At 69.4% G+C, this 15,382-nt stretch carries 24 protein-coding genes and 1 tRNA gene; 15 read left to right on the top strand and 10 right to left on the bottom strand.

The annotated features are described in order from the left end of the window. Positions 1–89 precede the first annotated feature (89 nt). The 4 genes from ACBI99_RS43495 to ACBI99_RS43510 are packed head-to-tail and all read left to right on the top strand — an operon-like array spanning position 90 to position 2,237. The gene (locus ACBI99_RS43495; RefSeq protein ID WP_375075148.1) at positions 90–443 is read left to right on the top strand and encodes a hypothetical protein; all 354 of its coding nucleotides are present in this window, start codon (positions 90–92) and stop codon (positions 441–443) included. A gap of 5 nt (positions 444–448) precedes the next feature. Beyond that, a complete protein-coding gene (locus ACBI99_RS43500) occupies positions 449–934 on the top strand; it encodes a GntR family transcriptional regulator (protein WP_375075149.1) in 486 nt (161 codons plus the stop codon). Positions 935–982: 48 nt separating this feature from the next. Continuing rightward, complete coding sequence (locus ACBI99_RS43505) at positions 983–1,567, top strand: HD domain-containing protein (protein ID WP_375075150.1); 585 nt, start codon at positions 983–985, stop codon at positions 1,565–1,567. A gap of 7 nt (positions 1,568–1,574) precedes the next feature. Next, positions 1,575–2,237: a DUF6000 family protein gene (locus ACBI99_RS43510; protein WP_375075151.1), complete on the top strand. Its 663-nt coding sequence runs from the start codon at positions 1,575–1,577 to the stop codon at positions 2,235–2,237. Here the strand turns inward: ACBI99_RS43510 and ACBI99_RS43515 are convergent. Beyond that, entirely contained in the window at positions 2,234–2,710 is a 477-nt protein-coding gene (locus ACBI99_RS43515) for an NUDIX hydrolase (RefSeq protein ID WP_375075152.1), read from the bottom strand. The genes ACBI99_RS43510 and ACBI99_RS43515 overlap by 4 nt on opposite strands. Next, positions 2,710–3,450 (bottom strand): XRE family transcriptional regulator, encoded by a 741-nt coding sequence (locus ACBI99_RS43520; RefSeq protein ID WP_375075153.1) that lies wholly within the window; start codon positions 3,448–3,450, stop codon positions 2,710–2,712. Before ACBI99_RS43520 ends, ACBI99_RS43515 begins: the two co-directional genes overlap by 1 nt. A gap of 147 nt (positions 3,451–3,597) precedes the next feature. On the opposite strand from ACBI99_RS43520, the gene ACBI99_RS43525 reads away from it, so the two are divergent. Both ACBI99_RS43525 and ACBI99_RS43530 read left to right on the top strand, forming a co-directional pair. Then, the gene (locus tag ACBI99_RS43525; protein WP_375075154.1) at positions 3,598–3,804 is read left to right on the top strand and encodes a hypothetical protein; all 207 of its coding nucleotides are present in this window, start codon (positions 3,598–3,600) and stop codon (positions 3,802–3,804) included. Then, positions 3,801–3,992, top strand: a complete 192-nt coding sequence (locus ACBI99_RS43530; protein WP_049572426.1) for a hypothetical protein — start codon at positions 3,801–3,803, stop codon at positions 3,990–3,992. The genes ACBI99_RS43525 and ACBI99_RS43530 overlap by 4 nt, the downstream gene beginning before the upstream one ends. On the opposite strand, the gene ACBI99_RS43535 is transcribed toward ACBI99_RS43530, so the two are convergent. Beyond that, positions 3,952–4,320 (bottom strand): winged helix-turn-helix domain-containing protein, encoded by a 369-nt coding sequence (locus ACBI99_RS43535; RefSeq protein WP_375075155.1) that lies wholly within the window; start codon positions 4,318–4,320, stop codon positions 3,952–3,954. The two genes, ACBI99_RS43530 and ACBI99_RS43535, sit on opposite strands and share 41 nt — an antisense overlap. Positions 4,321–4,427: 107 nt before the next feature. Between ACBI99_RS43535 and ACBI99_RS43540 the strand changes: the two genes are divergently transcribed. The 8 genes from ACBI99_RS43540 to ACBI99_RS43575 all read left to right on the top strand — a co-directional run bounded on the left by ACBI99_RS43540 (position 4,428) and on the right by ACBI99_RS43575 (position 9,932). After that, a complete protein-coding gene (locus ACBI99_RS43540; RefSeq protein WP_364171533.1) occupies positions 4,428–4,757 on the top strand; it encodes a hypothetical protein in 330 nt (109 codons plus the stop codon). Continuing rightward, entirely contained in the window at positions 4,750–6,069 is a 1,320-nt protein-coding gene (locus ACBI99_RS43545; RefSeq protein ID WP_375075156.1) for an FtsK/SpoIIIE domain-containing protein, read from the top strand. The genes ACBI99_RS43540 and ACBI99_RS43545 overlap by 8 nt, the downstream gene beginning before the upstream one ends. Positions 6,070–6,090: 21 nt before the next feature. Continuing rightward, positions 6,091–6,738 carry a DUF2637 domain-containing protein gene (locus ACBI99_RS43550; protein ID WP_375075157.1) on the top strand — a complete coding sequence of 216 codons (648 nt, stop codon included), beginning with the start codon at positions 6,091–6,093 and terminating at the stop codon, positions 6,736–6,738. A gap of 20 nt (positions 6,739–6,758) precedes the next feature. Next, a complete protein-coding gene (locus tag ACBI99_RS43555; RefSeq protein ID WP_375075158.1) occupies positions 6,759–6,920 on the top strand; it encodes a hypothetical protein in 162 nt (53 codons plus the stop codon). Positions 6,921–6,923: 3 nt separating this feature from the next. Next, entirely contained in the window at positions 6,924–7,046 is a 123-nt protein-coding gene (locus ACBI99_RS43560; RefSeq protein ID WP_375075159.1) for a hypothetical protein, read from the top strand. Between the two features lie 95 nt (positions 7,047–7,141). After that, entirely contained in the window at positions 7,142–8,533 is a 1,392-nt protein-coding gene (locus ACBI99_RS43565) for a replication initiator (protein ID WP_375075160.1), read from the top strand. Beyond that, the gene (locus tag ACBI99_RS43570; RefSeq protein WP_049572410.1) at positions 8,530–8,715 is read left to right on the top strand and encodes a helix-turn-helix domain-containing protein; all 186 of its coding nucleotides are present in this window, start codon (positions 8,530–8,532) and stop codon (positions 8,713–8,715) included. Before ACBI99_RS43565 ends, ACBI99_RS43570 begins: the two co-directional genes overlap by 4 nt. Then, positions 8,712–9,932 (top strand): tyrosine-type recombinase/integrase, encoded by a 1,221-nt coding sequence (locus ACBI99_RS43575; RefSeq protein ID WP_375075161.1) that lies wholly within the window; start codon positions 8,712–8,714, stop codon positions 9,930–9,932. Before ACBI99_RS43570 ends, ACBI99_RS43575 begins: the two co-directional genes overlap by 4 nt. Positions 9,933–10,019: 87 nt before the next feature. On the opposite strand, the gene ACBI99_RS43580 is transcribed toward ACBI99_RS43575, so the two are convergent. The 4 genes from ACBI99_RS43580 to ACBI99_RS43595 all read right to left on the bottom strand — a co-directional run bounded on the left by ACBI99_RS43580 (position 10,020) and on the right by ACBI99_RS43595 (position 12,900). Continuing rightward, positions 10,020–10,092: transfer RNA gene (locus ACBI99_RS43580), tRNA-Thr, on the bottom strand. A gap of 21 nt (positions 10,093–10,113) precedes the next feature. Next, positions 10,114–11,076: a 23S rRNA (guanosine(2251)-2'-O)-methyltransferase RlmB gene (rlmB, locus tag ACBI99_RS43585; protein WP_357592759.1), complete on the bottom strand. Its 963-nt coding sequence runs from the start codon at positions 11,074–11,076 to the stop codon at positions 10,114–10,116. 18 nt (positions 11,077–11,094) lie between these two features. Then, positions 11,095–12,492 carry a cysteine--tRNA ligase gene (gene cysS, locus ACBI99_RS43590; RefSeq protein ID WP_357592760.1) on the bottom strand — a complete coding sequence of 466 codons (1,398 nt, stop codon included), beginning with the start codon at positions 12,490–12,492 and terminating at the stop codon, positions 11,095–11,097. Between the two features lie 21 nt (positions 12,493–12,513). Beyond that, complete coding sequence (locus ACBI99_RS43595; protein WP_219515679.1) at positions 12,514–12,900, bottom strand: PPOX class F420-dependent oxidoreductase; 387 nt, start codon at positions 12,898–12,900, stop codon at positions 12,514–12,516. A gap of 54 nt (positions 12,901–12,954) precedes the next feature. Here ACBI99_RS43595 and ACBI99_RS43600 point away from each other — a divergent pair, with 54 nt between their 5' ends. Further along, a complete protein-coding gene (locus ACBI99_RS43600) occupies positions 12,955–14,022 on the top strand; it encodes a hypothetical protein (RefSeq protein WP_375075162.1) in 1,068 nt (355 codons plus the stop codon). 55 nt (positions 14,023–14,077) lie between these two features. On the opposite strand, the gene ACBI99_RS43605 is transcribed toward ACBI99_RS43600, so the two are convergent. The 3 genes from ACBI99_RS43605 to ispF form a co-directional block, all read right to left on the bottom strand. After that, on the bottom strand, positions 14,078–14,359 hold the full coding sequence (locus ACBI99_RS43605) for a GlsB/YeaQ/YmgE family stress response membrane protein (RefSeq protein WP_219515705.1): 282 nt from the start codon (positions 14,357–14,359) through the stop codon (positions 14,078–14,080). 96 nt (positions 14,360–14,455) lie between these two features. Continuing rightward, positions 14,456–14,752: a GlsB/YeaQ/YmgE family stress response membrane protein gene (locus tag ACBI99_RS43610; protein WP_375075163.1), complete on the bottom strand. Its 297-nt coding sequence runs from the start codon at positions 14,750–14,752 to the stop codon at positions 14,456–14,458. A 160-nt stretch (positions 14,753–14,912) separates the two neighbouring features. After that, positions 14,913–15,374, bottom strand: coding sequence for a 2-C-methyl-D-erythritol 2,4-cyclodiphosphate synthase (gene ispF, locus ACBI99_RS43615; protein WP_219515735.1), 462 nt, complete (start codon positions 15,372–15,374; stop codon positions 14,913–14,915). Positions 15,375–15,382 lie beyond the last annotated feature (8 nt).

Genomic DNA, 15,382 nt, shown 5'->3' on the forward strand with positions numbered 1-15,382 from the left:
CCCTAGTTGCGGTGTTCCCGCCCCTGCCCCCGGAGCGACGCTCGACCCACACCCCACGAGCCCGCACCGGACGTCAGGGAGACGAAGCCATGCACACGAGCAAAACCCTCAAGGAACAGCAGCACGCCTACACCCAGCGGCTGCTGGCTTCCTTGTGCAAGCACCTCGCCGAACGCGGCATCGCGAGCGTTCTCGTCATCACCCAGGACGGCCGTCCCGCCCTCGACGTCACCGACACGCACTGTCGCACTCGACGGGTGTTCGCCCACCTGTCGTTCTGCTGGTTCTACTGGGGCGACCGCAACGACGAACGGGTGTCGTTCCTGGAGATGGCCGACGCCGTCGATCGGATCGAGGAGGCAGCGGAGGAGGGCTGGCACGAGGGCGAACAGGGCGACCTCAGCATCAACCTCGACAGCATCCTCGACACCTACCGCGGCTGACCCCCGTGTCGACCGGCCGATGGCTGACCGGCGGGCGAGTCTATCCTCAGATCGCCGCCCGCGTCCGCGAACGCATCCAGTCGGGCGAGTTCCCGCCGGGCACGGCCCTGCCGTCTGAGGCGGAGCTGTGCCGGACGTTCGGGGTCGCGCGCAACACGGTACGGCGCGGCCTGGCAATCCTGGAGGACGAAGGGCTCCTGGTCTCCGTCCCGTCCAAGGGCCGCGTCGTTGCCGGCGCTGGCGCGGCGGCCCCGTACCTCTACCAAAGCATCGCCGCGAGGCTGCGCGAGCAGATCACACAAGGCCACCTCGTCCCCGGTGCCGGCCTGCCCAGTGAGGCCGCGTTGCGGCGCCGGTTCGCAGCCTCGCGCAACACCGTCCGGCAGGCTCTCGCGCTCCTGGAGCAGGAAGGGCTGGTCGTGGCCAGGCATGGCCGGGGCCGGTTCGTCCGGGTACAAAACGCCGATGGTGAGACGTCCTGGGACCTCTAGGCTCGCCCTCTGGATTCGCCCCCGCCCTTGCTGCCTATCGTGAACCACGTGGGACAAGTTGAGTGGGCCTACGACCTGGCCAAGGACCTGCTGGAGACGACGCTGCCCCGGCGCTGGGCACACACCCGGGGCGTCGCCGACCAGGCCGAAACCCTGGCCCCGATCCTCGGCGCGGACACCGACACCCTGATTGCCGCGTGCCTGCTGCATGACATCGGGTACGCGCCGGATCTGGTCGACACCGGCATGCATCAGCTCGACGGCGCTCGCTACCTGCGCGACGTCGCCAAGGCCGACGAACGGCTGTGCCGCCTGGTGGCCTACCACTCGTGCGCGGACAACGAGGCGCGGCAACGGGACCTGCTCGACGTGCTGGTCAAGGAGTTCGACCAGGAGCAGCCTGACTTGGCGCGGGCGCTGACGTACTGCGACATGACCACCAGCCCGGATGGCCGGCACCTGGACGTACGCGACCGGCTGGCCGAGATCCACTCCCGCTACGGCCCCGAGCACGTGGTCAGCCGGTCGATCACCGACGCCACCCCCTGCATCGTCTCATCGGTGCGGGCGGTGGAGGCGGAGCTTGCGGCCAAGGGTGGACCTGGGTCTGATCGTTCGTCGCTGACAAGCTGATCTCGTGATGCGATTACCGCTGCCGCTCCATGTCCGTCAGGGTCTCGTGGTGCGCCGTTACGTCGTCACCGGCCGGGGTTCGGTGCGTCGGTATCTGCGGCTGCTCGGCGGGTTCGTGTTTCTGATGTCGGACCGGCAGGTGGTGCGGTTCGGGCGGTCCTTGGCCAGGGACGCCCGGCGGATCGCTGACAGCGATCTGGAGATGTTGCTCGAATCGGACTGGCGGTGCCGGTTGACCGCCGCGTGGTTGATTGGTCTGGATCGGCGTACGCAGTTCCGGGAGCGGCTGGGCGCGTTGCTCCTAGAAAGTGAGTATCCGTACGCCGGGGCGGGCTACTGCTTCGCTCTCGCCCGCTTCGGCGAAGAGCGTGACGCGGAGATCCTCACGGCCTACCTGGATCGGTGGCTCCCGCAGGACTCCTGCGACTACAACCAGGGTGACGCGATGGGCGGGCTCCTGTACCTGGACGAATTGCACTCGGCCGATCGCGCAACGCGGTTCCTCGCCGCCGACGGCCTGTGGGAGAGGTCGGCCGTGGCTGACCAAGACCCTGCCGTGGCTAAGGCGTACATGGAACTGCTTCTCGGGTTCGCCGCGTGCTGCATGACCGGCCGCCCCGAGCAGTGGTTAGCGCATCGCCGGCGATATGTGGACCAGCTCGGGGATTAGCCGATGTACGGGGATGAGAGCCCGGACAGGTAGTGCTTGATGCGCAGGTACATCGAGCGGTCCATCTGAAGTCCGCCTACCTGGTTGCGAGGCACCCAGCGGACTTCGCGGGACTCATCGCTTGGGGTCGGTTCGCCGCTGACTGCGCGGGCGGTCAGCACGATGGAGAACTCCTGCCGCGCCTCGCCATTCGAGGTGTAGAGGATGACGTGGCGGGGGTCGCTGTAGGTGCCGACCAGGCCGGTGATCTCGCAGGTGATGCCGGTCTCTTCGAGCGTTTCGCGTACGGCGGCCTGTGGGATGGACTCGCCCAGGTCGATGGCTCCGCCGGGGACGGCCCAGTTGTCGTTGTCGGTGCGGCGGATCATCAGCAGGTCGCCGGCCTCGTTGGTGACGATGACGTTGACCGAGGGGACGAGGCTGTTGGGGGCGGGTGCGTCGGGGTCGTCGTAGAAGTCGATGCGGCGTGCCATCAGGTCTCCACCGGCGTGGCCTGGGCCCAGACCTTCTCGAAGCTGTCGGCGTACGTGGCGACCATGTCCCCGCCGGCCACCCGCCGTAGGTGCAGAACGGGCGCGTTGCCGGCGCGGGTGCCGTACACGTGGGTGTTTATCAGGTACTGGTCGTCGGCGCGGTAGATCGAGTTGTACAGCACCGTGCGATGCAGCCGGATCTCGACGTTCTCCAGGCCCCTGATCGGCTGATACAGCACCAGCGCACTGCGGATCTGCGCGGCCATCCCGTCGCCAACGCCCTCATCGCTCCCCCGCTGGGCCACTTCGGCGCTGTCGGGGTCGCCGAGCAGGATGCGCACCCGCACCCCCGCCCTCGCCTTGTCGCCGAACAGGCGCACCATGCCGCCGTCGTCGGCGAGGAAGAGCCCGCTGTAGACCAGGACGCCGATCTCCTCGGACGCCCCGCCGAACAGTCGTCCCCAGATGTCCCGGGGCACCGCCCACCGGTGCGGGTGGATCGCGATGACCTCGCTCTGGGAGGCGGCGGTGACCTGTTCGCGGGTGAGGGCGTCCGGCCACAGGTACGACTCGTCCACGCCCAGGTACGAAGCCGTGGCAAAGCGGTGCTTTCGGTACGGCTCGCGGCCCTTGGTGACCCACCTTTCGACGGTCTTGGGGTCGACCTCGATGGCCTGGGCCAGATCCGCGATGGACACGCCTTTCTGCAACAGGGCTGCGCGTAGCCGTTCGTTCGCCATCTCACCTGCTCCGAGGGACGTCCGGGGACCTGGCCATCGTAGGCCGGACGTCTTGAACATGTCCCGTCGTGTAGTGATCTCGTCCTGACGCTGCGTCGCATTCTCAGTTCGCAAGCAAGAACGGCGACTGAGAAGGAGGCGATCCCCATGACTGACGAGATCTACCCGGACCCCACCTGCGAGTGCAGCGCCCGCCTGGACGATGGCGAGACCCGGTGCCGCAAGTGCCGCTCCCGTGAGCGCTGGATCAAGAAGCAGGCCGGCAAGCGCAGGCGTACCGGCCGGCGCGGCGAGACCCGGCGTCCCCCGCGCGCTCCGCGCGGCCTGGCCGTGGCGGGGGTGATCTGGTCATGACCATGATCCCGCTGATCATCGCCGGAGTGCTCGGCGTCGCGCTGCTGGTGGGGTACGTGACGGTCCTGGTCGGCATCCGCCGCGAGGACAAGGCGCTCAGCCTGCGCCGCAGCCCTGATGGGGCGTCGGCGTCGCTGGCCCGGAAGGTTACCGGCTGCTACGTCCGGAACGGCGTGTCGTGGACATAGCCAACTGCTCTTCGACCTTCGCCAGCCGGACGGACAGGTCCTGGACGGTGGCGCGCAGCTCGGCCAGCTCGTCGCCGGCCTGCGGGGCGGGCGGGAGTTCGTCGGCGGCGCGGACGAACACGCCCTTGCCCTGCTGGCCGATCACCAGGCCCTCGGTGCGCAGCACGCCGACGGCGAGCTTCACCACCGACAGCGAGGCGTCGTACTGCTCGGCGAGCCGGGTGGTGGACGGCAGCGGGGTTCCGGGCGCGAGAGAGCCGCCACGGATCTGCGCGCGCAGGTCGTCGGCGATCTGGAGGTAGGCGGGCTGCCCGGTGTTCTTGACCATCGCCCTTCTATCTCACCACGAATGTTCGACCTGGCCAACCGAGGGAACATTGACAACCGAGCCAACTAGGTTAACTATGTTGCTCACGATGAAAGAGGAGGTCACCCATGCGTTCCGTCCCGATCCCCGTGGATGTCAGCAAACTCGCCATCACCTGCGTCAAGGCACCCCGCCCGCGCGTGCTCAACCGCGACACCGGCGAGATCAAGACCGACAAGAACGGCAACACCGTCTACGAAGTCACCGTCTCCGTCGAGGACGAGTTCGGCCGGATCGAACTCGTCAAGATCGGCACCACCGGCGAACCGCCCATCGGCGTCGGCGACCAGGTCAACGCCGTCGGCCTGCTCGGCTACGTCTGGGAGATCGCCGGCCGGTGGGGCATCGCCTACCGCGCCACCGCGCTGCTCCCCGTGCGGGAGGCCGCCGATGTCTGACGCGCTGTTCGTGCTCGCAGTCCTCGCCGTCGTGGCGGCGGGGCTGTGGGCCTGGCGCCGCTACCACTACCCCTCGTTCTGGCTGGCGGTCGGCTTCCCGATCGTCGCCCTGTCCGTGCGCGCCTCCTGGCGGCGCGTCGCGCTCGGCTGCGGGCTGACCAAGAAGCGGCAGCGCTGGTGGTTCACCACCGTCCCCGGCGCGATCGCCTCCACCGGCCTGGTCAAGGTCCGCCGCCGGTTCCAGCGGGTCGCCGTCGACACCAAGCCGTTCATGTGGCTGCCGCTGCCGACCCGGCACGGCTGGCGCGTCAGCCTGCACACCCTGGAAGGCCAGACGCCCGGCGACTACGCCGACGCCGCCGAACGGCTCGCTCACTCCTGGGGCGTCCATGCCGTACGGGTGTCCTCGCCCCGGCCGGGCCGTGTCGTGCTGATGGCGACCATGCGCGACCCGCTGGTCACCGTCGACCAGCTCCCGCCCTCACCCGACCTGCTCAAGGTCACCGTGGGGCGTCTGGAGACCGGCAAGCCGTGGGTCATCGACTTCCGAACGGTGCCGCACTGGCTCAACGCCGGGGCGACTCAGTCCGGCAAGTCCAACCTGGCCAACGCGCTCATCGTCGGCCTGGCCCCGCAGCCGGTGGCGCTGGTGGGGTTCGATCTCAAGGGCGGAGTCGAGTTCACCCCGTACGCGCCACGGCTATCGGCGCTGGCTACTTCGCGCACCGAGTCGGTCAGCCTGCTGTGTGACCTGGTCGGGCTGATGATCGACCGGATGGGGCTGTGCCGTCAGGCTGGTGCCCGCAACATCTGGCAACTCCCGCCTGCCATCCGCCCCGTCCCGGTCGTGGTCCTGGTCGACGAACTGGCCGAGCTCTACCTGATGGCCGACAAGAGCGAGAAGGACGAGATCGCCAAGACCTCCACCGCGCTGCTGCGGGTCGCGCAGCTCGGGCGGGCCTTCGGCATCTACCTGTTCTGCTGCGGCCAGCGCATCGGCTCCGACCTCGGGCCTGGGGTGACCGCCTTGCGTGCCCAGTGCTCCGGGCGGATCTGCCACCGGGTCAACGATCCGGAGACGGCGACCATGACGCTCGGCGACCTCGACCCGGCCGCGCTCGTCTCAGCTCGCGCGATCGCCGCCGAGACACCCGGCGTCGCCATCGTCGCGAGCCAGGACGGCCAGTGGTACCGCGCCCGCTCCTACTACGTCACCGATCAGACCGCCGAACAAGCGGCGAACGCTCACGCCCACCTCGCCCCGGACTGGGACGAGATCACCGCCCACCTGCCCGCACCCGTCAACGCCTGAACCACGAAGGGAGGGGCAACGATGCGCCGCTTCGCCTGCTGGCTGCTCGACACCGGCCCCGTCCTTGTCCTGGCCGTCATCGCGGGAGCCGGATCGTTCACCCACATCCGCGACACCGCCACCGAACACGGCCAGACCGGCTGGATGGCCTGGGCCGTGGCCGTCTGCATCGACCTCACCTGCGTCATGGCCGCTCGCGAACGCCAACGCGACAAGAAGACCGGCAAAGGCCGGCTCGGCCGTAGCACCTGGCCCGTCCTCGTCCTGACCGGCGGCATCATCCTGTCCCTGGCCGCCAACCTCGCCCAAGCCGAACCGACCGTCTGGGGCTGGATCACCGCTGCCACCCCGGCCGCCGCCTTCCTCATCGCGGTCTCGATGCTGGAACGCCGCGCCACCCGCACCCGTACCGAACCTTCCGCCGTCCCAGCACCCTCGCCCGTCCTAGCCCCATCGCCAGTTCCCGAACTCGTCCCGCACGACAAGCCGGACGACAACGGCCCGCAGGACGGCACCTTGGCCCCGGCCCTCGTCGACTACGCCCGCCGCGTCGCCGACGAGCACCACACCAAACACGGCCGACCCATCACCCGCGACGCCCTGCGCACTCACCTCGGCGTCTCCAACCAGCTCGCCTCAGACCTGCTGCGCACCCTGCACACCGCCTGACCGGAAAGGAACCAACAGGCATGCGAGTCCGCATCGACGGCACCCGAGCCGAAATCATCGACGCCCTGTTCCGCCTGCGCCTGCACTTCACCGTCTACGCCGTCTCCCGCGCCTACCCCGACCGCGCCAAGCCCCACCACTGGCGCATCTACCTCACCACCCGCCCACGCGAAAGGAGGTAACCCATGCTCGCTGAGCTGCCGGTGATCCACTACCGCTGCTGCACCTGCAGCGGCACCGGCCTGCACCTCGAAGGCGACCGGTGCGCCGACTGCGACGGCACCGGCATCGACAACCACGGCGCATAAGCGCAGCGCCCCCGGCCTGGCCGCACATCCGCCAAGACACACGCCAGGTCGGGGGCCATCCCCATCACCCGAACGAGTGAGAGGAGGTCCCCATCATGCCCACAACACACGCCAACGCGCACGCCATCACCGGCATGATCAAGCGCCTGAACCGCCCCGACTACGACCGCTGGGCAACCCAGATCCGCCACACCGGCGGCTGCCGCCAACCCATCCACCTACGCGGCAAGGTCGACCACTACGACCGCACCACCGGCCAACTCCTGCACCGCTACACCACCCGCACCGAGCCTGACGGCATCCTGCGAATCCCATGCAAGACCCGCCGCGCTTCACGCTGCCCCGCCTGCGCCGAGACCTACCGAGCCGACACATTCCAACTCATCCGCGCCGGACTCATCGGCGGCAAGGGCGTCCCCGACACCGTCACCGCGCATCCAACGCTGTTCGTCACCCTGACCGCCCCATCCTTCGGCGCCGTCCACGCGCGCAATGAGAAGAACGGCAAGGCCCAGCCCTGCCACGCCCGCCGCAACGCTGAAACGTGCCCGCACGGCCGCGTCATGTCCTGCACCGAACGCCACAGCAAGGACGACCCTCGCCTCGGTGAACCGCTGTGCCCCGACTGCTACGACTACACCGGCAGCGTCCTGTTCAACGCCCTCGCGCCGCTGCTGTGGAAGCGCTTCACCGACTCCGTACGCCGCCACCTCGCCAAGACCGGCGGCCTGGCCCTCAAGGACCTGCGCCACCATCTGACCCTGTCCTTCGCCAAGGTCGCCGAATACCAGCGGCGCGGCGTCGTCCACTTCCACGCCGTCATCCGCCTCGACGGCCCAGCAGGACCCGCCACACCACCCCCGGCCTGGGCCACCGCCGACACCCTCACCCAAGCCATCGGGCACGCCGCCAAGGCCGTCACGGCGACCGCATCGGCCCACGCCAACCAACCAGCGCGCGTCCTGCGCTGGGGTGCCCAACTCGACATCCGGCCCATCACGATGACCGGCGACCTCACCGAACAAGCAGTGGCCGGCTACATCGCCAAGTACGCCACCAAGGCCGCCGAATGCGTCGGCACCCTCGACCGCCGCATCAACCCCCTCGACAACCTGGAAGCCTTCAACCTGCGCGACCACGCCCGCCGCCTCATCACCACCTGCATGCACCTCGGCGCCCTGCCGGAACTGGCCGAACTCCGGCTTGCCGACTGGGTCCACATGCTCGGATTCCGCGGCCACTTCTCCACCCGATCCCGCCACTACTCCACCACCCTCGGCCAACTCCGAGCAGCTCGCGAACACCACGCCCGCGACAACGACATCACCACCGGCCGCCTCCCCCTCTTCGACGAAGACACCGTCCTCGTCATCAGCGAATGGGAGTACGCAGGCAAGGGCCACTCCCTCGGAGACGCCCTCCTCGCCGCCGCCCTCACCGAGACACCGCTGCCGACGTCTCAGCACGCCGTTGAGGCCCGCCCATGACCCGGCTACTGCTCACGGTCCCTGAGGCCGCCGAAGCGCTGTCCATCTCGCGCAGCAAGCTCTACCAACTGCTCGCCACCGGCACTGTCACCTCGATCCGCATCGACGGCTCCCGCCGCATCCCCGTCTCCGCGCTCACCGACTACGTCACCCGCCTGACCAGGAAGGAGGCAGCCGTATGACCAAAACCCTCGTCGGCACGCCGGACGAGCAACCGCGCAAGAAGAAGGCACCCAAGCTGCGCGACGGCGTCATGAAACGCGGCACCACCTGGTCGTGCGTGATCAGAGTCCGTGACCCTGAAACGGGAGAGAGCAAGCCTAAATGGGTAGGCGGCTTCACCACAGAGGACGACGCCAAAGCCGCCCGCGACGAAGCCCGTGTAAAAGCCCGGCGCGGCGAATACATCGACCGGAACACCATTACCGTCGCCGAATACCTCGCCGAGTGGATCGAGGGCCACGCCGTCGAGATCAAGCCGCACACCCTTAAGGGCTATCGCGACATGATCCGCCTCTACATAACCCCACGCATCGGCACCGTACGCCTCCAGGCACTACGCCCTTCGGTGATCACCAAGTTCTACCGAGACCTCCTGACCAGCGGCGGCAGGAAGAATAGCCCTCTCGCTCCCAACACCGTCAAGCACGTCCACACGGTGCTGCGAAAAGCACTCACGGACGCCGTACTCGTGGACGAGCTCCTGCCTAACAACCCAGCGGAACGGGCCAAGCTCCCCCGGGTCTCATCCACAGAACCCGGCATGGTGTGGACGCCCGCTGAACTCCGGGCGTTCCTCCAGACCGCGCGAGACCATCGCCTCTTCGCCTTCTTCCACCTCGCCGCCTACACAGGCGCTCGCAGAGGCGAACTGCTCAACCTCCGCTGGACAGACGTGGACCTCGACAAGCCGCAAATCCACATCACAGGAACCGCCGCCGTCCTCGACCGCCAGCGCATTGAAGGCACCACGAAGAGCGGCCGTTCCCGAGTCGTCTCCCTCGACGCGGGCACGGTCAAGGTCCTCAAGGCCCACCGCGCCCAACAGGACGAAGAACGCCTCAAGCTCGGGGAGTCCTGGAAAGGCGGCCACGCTTACGTCTTCACGACCGGCTGGGGAGATCCGATCTTCCCCGACACGCCCAGTTCCCTGATGCCCAAGCTCATCGCCACCCACAACAAGCAAAACCCAAGGACGCCACTCCCCCACGCCCGCCTGCACGACCTGCGCCACATCCACGCCACCACACTCCTGATGGCCGGCACCCCCGTGCACGTCGTAGCGGCCCGTCTCGGCCACGCCGACCCCGCCATCACCCTCCGCGTCTACGCCCACGTCATCCACGAGCAGGCCGCCACAGCCGCCGACATCTTCGCCCAGGCGGTGGCCTCCTGTTAGCAAGGGTGTTAGCAAGATCCCGACATTGTCCTGACATACGAAAAGCCCCTGAACCGGAATCACCAGTTCAGGGGCTTCTTCATGCAGAGCCGACGAGGGGAATCGAACCCCTGACCTTCTGTTTACAAGACAGATGCTCTGCCGATTGAGCTACGTCGGCACGGCCTACCAGTGTAGACGCTCAACCACGTCGGTGACGAGCGACCTCGTACAACGTCACTCCTGCGGCCACTCCCGCGTTGAGCGACTCCGCCGCGGCGGCCATCGGGATGCGGGCCACCACGTCGCACTGTTCGCGTACGAGCCGGGACAGGCCCTTGCCTTCGGAGCCGACGACGACGACCAGCGGCTCGCCGAGCAGGTCGACGTCGCCGATGTCGACGCGGCCCTCGCCGTCGAGGCCGATGACGAAGAGGCCGGCCTCGCGGTATTCGCGCAGGGCGGCCGTCAGGTTGGAGGCGCGGGCGACGCGGAGGTTGGCGAGGGTGCCGGCGGAGGTCTTCCAGGCGCCGCCGGTGACGCCGGCCGAGCGGCGTGAGGGGACGAGCAGGCCATGGGCGCCGAAGGCCGTCGCGGAGCGGGCGATGGCGCCCAGGTTGCGCGGGTCGGTGACGCCGTCGAGGGCCACGATGAGGGGCGTCTCGGCGGCGTCGTGGGCCAGCTCGACGAGCTCCGACGGGTGGGCGTAGTCGTAGGCGGGGATCTGGAGCGCCACGCCCTGGTGGACGGCGCCTTCGGTCAGCCTGTCGAGCTTGTCGCGGGTGACTTCGAGGAGGGCGATGCCGCGCTCGGCCGCGATCTTGATGGAGTCGCGTACGCGGTCGTCGTTGTCGATGCGCTGGGCGACGTAGAGGGCGTTGGCGGGCACGCCCGCCTGCAGCGCTTCAAGGACGGGGTTGCGCCCGCCGATGTGCTCGGGGGCGTCCTCGGAGCGCTTGGCGCGCGGGGCCGGGCGGCGTCCGCCGCCGCCGCGGTCCTCGCGGGCGATGCGCTCGGCCCTGGCCTTGTCCTTGTACCAGTGGCGCATTTCGGCGGGCGGGGTCGCGCCGCGTCCCTCCAGACCGCGCCGTACCTGCCCACCGGTGCCCTTCGAGGGGCCCTTCTTCTTCGCGGGCCTGCCCGACGCCCTGCCACCAGCTGCCATGCGTCCAAGGGTAACGGGTCACGCCTGGTGGCTGAGCTCCCAGCGCGGACCGTGGGGGGTGTCCTCGACGGTGATGCCGGCCGCGGCGAGCTGGTCGCGGATGGCGTCGGCCGCCGGGTAATCCTTGCGGGCGCGGGCGGCCTTGCGCTGCTCCAGGGCCACTGCGACCAGGGCGTCGACCACCGGCTTGAGGTCGGAGCCGGCCGAGCGCCACTGCGGCGAACGGGGGTCGAGACCGAGGACGTCGAGCATGTTCTGGGTTTCGGCGAGCAGGCGGGCGACGGCCTCCTTGTCGCCCTTGGCCAGCGCGACGTTGCCCTCGCGGACCACCTCGTGCACGACGGCGAGCGCCTGCGGGGTGCCGAGGTCGTCGTCGAGCGCGTCGGCGAACGCCTGCGGGAGCGGCGCGTCGGCGTCGACGTCGTGGATGACCTCGGCCGCGCGGGTGACGAAGCCCTCGATCCGCTGGTAGGCGGCGGCGGCCTCGCGCAGCGCCTCCTCGGAGTATTCGATGGAGGAGCGGTAGTGCGGCGCGGCCAGGTAGTAGCGCAGCTCGACGGGGCGCACCTTCTGCACCATGTCCGGGATGAGCAGCGAGTTGCCCAGCGACTTGCTCATCTTCTCGGCGCCGATCTTGAGCATGCCGTTGTGCATCCAGTAGCGGGCGAAGCCGTCGCCGGCCGCCTGGGACTGGGCGATCTCGTTCTCGTGGTGCGGGAAGATCAGGTCGATGCCGCCGCCGTGGATGTCGAACGTCGGCCCCAGGTATTTGGTGGCCATCGCGGAGCATTCGAGGTGCCAGCCGGGGCGGCCGGGGCCCCAGGGGGTGGGCCAGGTCGGCTCGCCCGGCTTCTCGCCCTTCCACAGGGCGAAGTCGCGCAGGTCGCCCTTGCACGATTCGTCCTCGGTGTCGGCGGCGGGGCGCATGTTCTCCAGCCGCTGGTTGGAGAGCTTGCCGTAGTCCTCCTCGTAGGAGCGGACGTTGAAGTAGACGTCGCCGCCGGAGGCGTAGGCGTGGCCGCGCTCGATGAGGCGCTCCATCAGCACGATCATCTCGGGCACGTGCCCGGTGGCGCGCGGCTCGACGGTGGGCGGCAGGCAGCCGAGCGTGTCGTAGGCCCAGGTGAAGGCCCGCTGGTTGCGCTCGGCGATGACGAACCAGGGCACGCCTTCCGCGGCCGCCACCCGAATGATCTTGTCGTCGATGTCGGTGACGTTGCGGCAGAAAGTCACGTCATAACCGGAACGTGTCATCCACCGGCGCAGCACGTCGAAGTTCACGCCAGACCGGATATGTCCGATATGCGGCGGAGCTTGCACGGTGGCACCACACAGGTAAATCGACGCCCGGCCGGCTTCGACCGGTACGAATTCGCGGATGGCGCGTGTGGCGGTGTCGTAAAGGTGCAAGCTCACGAAGGCAAGGCTAACGCCTCTTCACCCCCGTAGCGTGACCTTCTCCGGCTTGATACGCACGATCACCCGCTGGGCGCCCGGCTTGTCATGGAACGGCCCGCCCGTGTACTTCTGCGACAGCTCCTGAATGAGCGCGCCCTCCGGGTCGTCCTCCATGGTCACGCGCCCCCGGACCTCCACGTATCGGTACGGGTCGTCGGGGTCGATCACCAGCAGGCTGGTGCGCGGGTCGCGGTCGAAGTTGCGCGGCTTGCGGCGCCCCTTGACGGTCGAGAACAGCACGTCGTCGCCGTCCAGACGCACCCACACCACGGTCGACTGCGGTGAGCCGTCGGGGTTGACGCTGGTCACCGTGGCGAAGTTGGGCGCGTCGAGCAGCTTGCGCGCTTCCTCGGTGAGCTCGGTCATGTCGCTCCTCCAGATCGGTCCGGGCTGTCATTCTTCTGTAGGCTCGAGACCGCCATGGACGTGACTCCCCCCTCTACGCTCCGCCGGCTGGGCATCGCCCTGGCCGGGCTCGCCGTCGCCGCCCTCACCGGGGCCGCCTGCGCGCTCTCGTTCGACGACCTCAGGGCTCTCGCCGTGCGCGGCGAGGCCAGGCCGGATCTGGCCTACCTTTACCCGGCCGGGTTCGCGGCACTCCTGGTGGTCGCGCTGATCGGCGTGCTGCTGCTGCGTTCGGCGCGGACGCTGGTCCGCGTGCAGGCGGCGGTGGTGCTGGTGCTCCTCCTCGTGGCCGCGGCGGCGGCGGACGCCGCGGTGGCGCTGCGGGTGGAGTTCCAGGTAGCGCCGACGGCCGTCGGCGTGGCGATCGCGCCGTGGGTGATGCTGGCCGTCGCGCTGTGGCTGTGGCTGCTGCTGATCAAGCACGTACAGGATCGCCGGACGTCCGGCGGCGGCGAGCGGCCGGACGAGGACGACATCGTGCCCTTCCACCGGGCCCCGGAGAACGCCCCCGAGATCACGCCTGAGACCGCCCCGGCCGCTCCCCAGCAGGCTGCCGCGCCGGCGGCCGAGGAGCCGCGGGGCCGGCTGGAGCCCACGCCGGTCGTCGGCCCCACCCCCGCCCCGGAGACCCCGCCCATCTCGGAGCGGGTGACCCACTGGCAGGCTCAGGAGCCCAAGGCCGAGGAGCCCAAGGCCCCGGAGCCCGAAGCCCAAGAGCCCGAGGCCGACGAGCCCGAGCTCCAGGAGCCCGAGGTCCGGCGACCCGTGGAAGCCGCTCCTCCGGAGATCCTGCAGCCGCAGGAGGAGGAGCCGCGCCGTCCGGTGCGCTGGGGCGACCGGGTCAAGCCGACCGACGTGCTGGTCCACCCCAAGGCCGCCGGCAAGGACGCCGACACGCAGCCCGTCCCGGTCGTCGCCGACGTCCCCGATCCCGCGCACGGCCCCGAGGCCGCCGACCCGCAGTCGAAGGACGACGAGCGCGACGCGCTGGAGGACACGGCCCCCCATCCCGTCGTCACCCGAGCCGAGGCCGAGGCCCCGTCGGGCCGCCTGCGCAGCACCCCGCTCCCGCCCGAGGAGTGAACGGAACGGGCCCGCCCGGCATGACCGGACGGGCCCGCGAGAAACCGTGGCGGCGTCAGATGCTTCGTCCGCTGCCGCTGCCGCGGCGTAGCCCGGCGACCAGGCCGACACCCACGATGGCGAGCACGACCTGCATCACGAGCTCGATCCAGTCGATGCCGGAGGTCGTCTCGACGCCGAGCACCTGAGCGATCAGCGTGCCGACGAGGGCTGCGACGATGCCGACGACGATGGTGAGGATCCACCCGATGGCCTGCCTGCCGGGAAGCAGGAGACGACCGATCGCGCCGATCACGGCGCCGATCACGATGGCGCCAAGGATGGATTGGATTGTCATGTCACAAACCTCCCCGTGAGGGTGAGCCGTTCATCCTCACGGGGTGGTGGCTACCCGTGACGCGACGAATATGCGCGATGGTAAAGAATCGGCAGGTCAGGCGGTTGTGCGGCCTGTTCCGGGGCCGCCGCGCCTGCCGCTGGTCGTCATGCGGGCCACGATGGCCACGCCTATCACCGCCAGGGCGAGCTGGAGCAGGTGTTCGATCCAGTCGATGCCCTTGGTGTCGGCCCAGCCGAACATCTGGGCGATCAGGGTGCCGAGCAGGGCCGCCACGATGCCGACGATCAGCGTCAGACCGATGGACATGTTCTGCCTGCCGGGCACCAGCAGCCGGGCCAGTGCTCCGACGATGGCCCCGATGACTACAGCGGAAACAATCGCGCCGATCATGTGTGACTCCCCCCGAGACGTTCACATGTCTCAAGGGGGCCTACCCGGCAAAAGTGAAGTTACCCCTGAAAGACGGCGGCCCGTACCGCGCCAGTGACGGGCCGCCGTCGCCCATGGACACCCCGGCAGAGAGGACGCGCGAGTCTCAGGAACGGTTGTCTCAGGAACGGTCGACGACGAGCGCCGTCGCGACGGCCGCGACGCCTTCGCCGCGCCCGGTGAGGCCGAGCCCGTCCGTAGTGGTCGCGCTGAGGCTCACAGGGGCCCCCAGAGCGGCGCTGAGGGCCTTCTCGGCCTCCTGGCGCCGGGGGGCGAGTTTGGGGCGGTTACCGATCACCTGGACGGCCACGTTGCCGATCTCGAACCCGGCGGCGCGCACCTGGCGCGCGGTCTCCTCCAGGAGGGCGGCGCCGGACGCGCCGGCCCAGCGCGGGTCGGCGGTGCCGAACAGCCCGCCGAGGTCGCCGAGCCCGGCCGCCGACAGCAGGGCGTCGCAGGCCGCGTGGGCGGCGGCGTCGCCGTCGGAATGGCCGGACAGCCCCGTCTCGCCCGGCCAGTGGAGGCCGGCGAGATGGAGCTCCCGGCCGGATGCGAACGGGTGGACGTCGACACCGACGCCCACCCGTGGAA

It is taken from the genome of Nonomuraea sp. ATR24 (assembly GCF_041950485.1).
GTDB classification, from domain to species: Bacteria; Actinomycetota; Actinomycetes; order Streptosporangiales; family Streptosporangiaceae; genus Nonomuraea; species Nonomuraea ceibae.

Bases quoted from the DNA above. Each gene is read 5' to 3' on its own strand.
- ACBI99_RS43495 (WP_375075148.1), top strand. From the start codon at position 90: ATGCACACGAGCAAAACCCTCAAGGAACAGCAGCACGCCTACACCCAG.
- ACBI99_RS43510 (WP_375075151.1), top strand. From the start codon at position 1,575: ATGCGATTACCGCTGCCGCTCCATGTCCGTCAGGGTCTCGTGGTGCGC.
- ACBI99_RS43515 (WP_375075152.1), bottom strand. From the start codon at position 2,710: ATGGCACGCCGCATCGACTTCTACGACGACCCCGACGCACCCGCCCCC.
- ACBI99_RS43520 (WP_375075153.1), bottom strand. From the start codon at position 3,450: ATGGCGAACGAACGGCTACGCGCAGCCCTGTTGCAGAAAGGCGTGTCC.
- ACBI99_RS43525 (WP_375075154.1), top strand. From the start codon at position 3,598: ATGACTGACGAGATCTACCCGGACCCCACCTGCGAGTGCAGCGCCCGC.
- ACBI99_RS43530 (WP_049572426.1), top strand. From the start codon at position 3,801: ATGACCATGATCCCGCTGATCATCGCCGGAGTGCTCGGCGTCGCGCTG.
- ACBI99_RS43535 (WP_375075155.1), bottom strand. From the start codon at position 4,320: ATGGTCAAGAACACCGGGCAGCCCGCCTACCTCCAGATCGCCGACGAC.
- ACBI99_RS43540 (WP_364171533.1), top strand. From the start codon at position 4,428: ATGCGTTCCGTCCCGATCCCCGTGGATGTCAGCAAACTCGCCATCACC.
- ACBI99_RS43545 (WP_375075156.1), top strand. From the start codon at position 4,750: ATGTCTGACGCGCTGTTCGTGCTCGCAGTCCTCGCCGTCGTGGCGGCG.
- ACBI99_RS43550 (WP_375075157.1), top strand. From the start codon at position 6,091: ATGCGCCGCTTCGCCTGCTGGCTGCTCGACACCGGCCCCGTCCTTGTC.
- ACBI99_RS43555 (WP_375075158.1), top strand. From the start codon at position 6,759: ATGCGAGTCCGCATCGACGGCACCCGAGCCGAAATCATCGACGCCCTG.
- ACBI99_RS43560 (WP_375075159.1), top strand. From the start codon at position 6,924: ATGCTCGCTGAGCTGCCGGTGATCCACTACCGCTGCTGCACCTGCAGC.
- ACBI99_RS43565 (WP_375075160.1), top strand. From the start codon at position 7,142: ATGCCCACAACACACGCCAACGCGCACGCCATCACCGGCATGATCAAG.
- ACBI99_RS43570 (WP_049572410.1), top strand. From the start codon at position 8,530: ATGACCCGGCTACTGCTCACGGTCCCTGAGGCCGCCGAAGCGCTGTCC.
- ACBI99_RS43575 (WP_375075161.1), top strand. From the start codon at position 8,712: ATGACCAAAACCCTCGTCGGCACGCCGGACGAGCAACCGCGCAAGAAG.
- rlmB (WP_357592759.1), bottom strand. From the start codon at position 11,076: ATGGCAGCTGGTGGCAGGGCGTCGGGCAGGCCCGCGAAGAAGAAGGGC.
- ACBI99_RS43595 (WP_219515679.1), bottom strand. From the start codon at position 12,900: ATGACCGAGCTCACCGAGGAAGCGCGCAAGCTGCTCGACGCGCCCAAC.
- ACBI99_RS43600 (WP_375075162.1), top strand. From the start codon at position 12,955: ATGGACGTGACTCCCCCCTCTACGCTCCGCCGGCTGGGCATCGCCCTG.
- ACBI99_RS43605 (WP_219515705.1), bottom strand. From the start codon at position 14,359: ATGACAATCCAATCCATCCTTGGCGCCATCGTGATCGGCGCCGTGATC.
- ACBI99_RS43610 (WP_375075163.1), bottom strand. From the start codon at position 14,752: ATGATCGGCGCGATTGTTTCCGCTGTAGTCATCGGGGCCATCGTCGGA.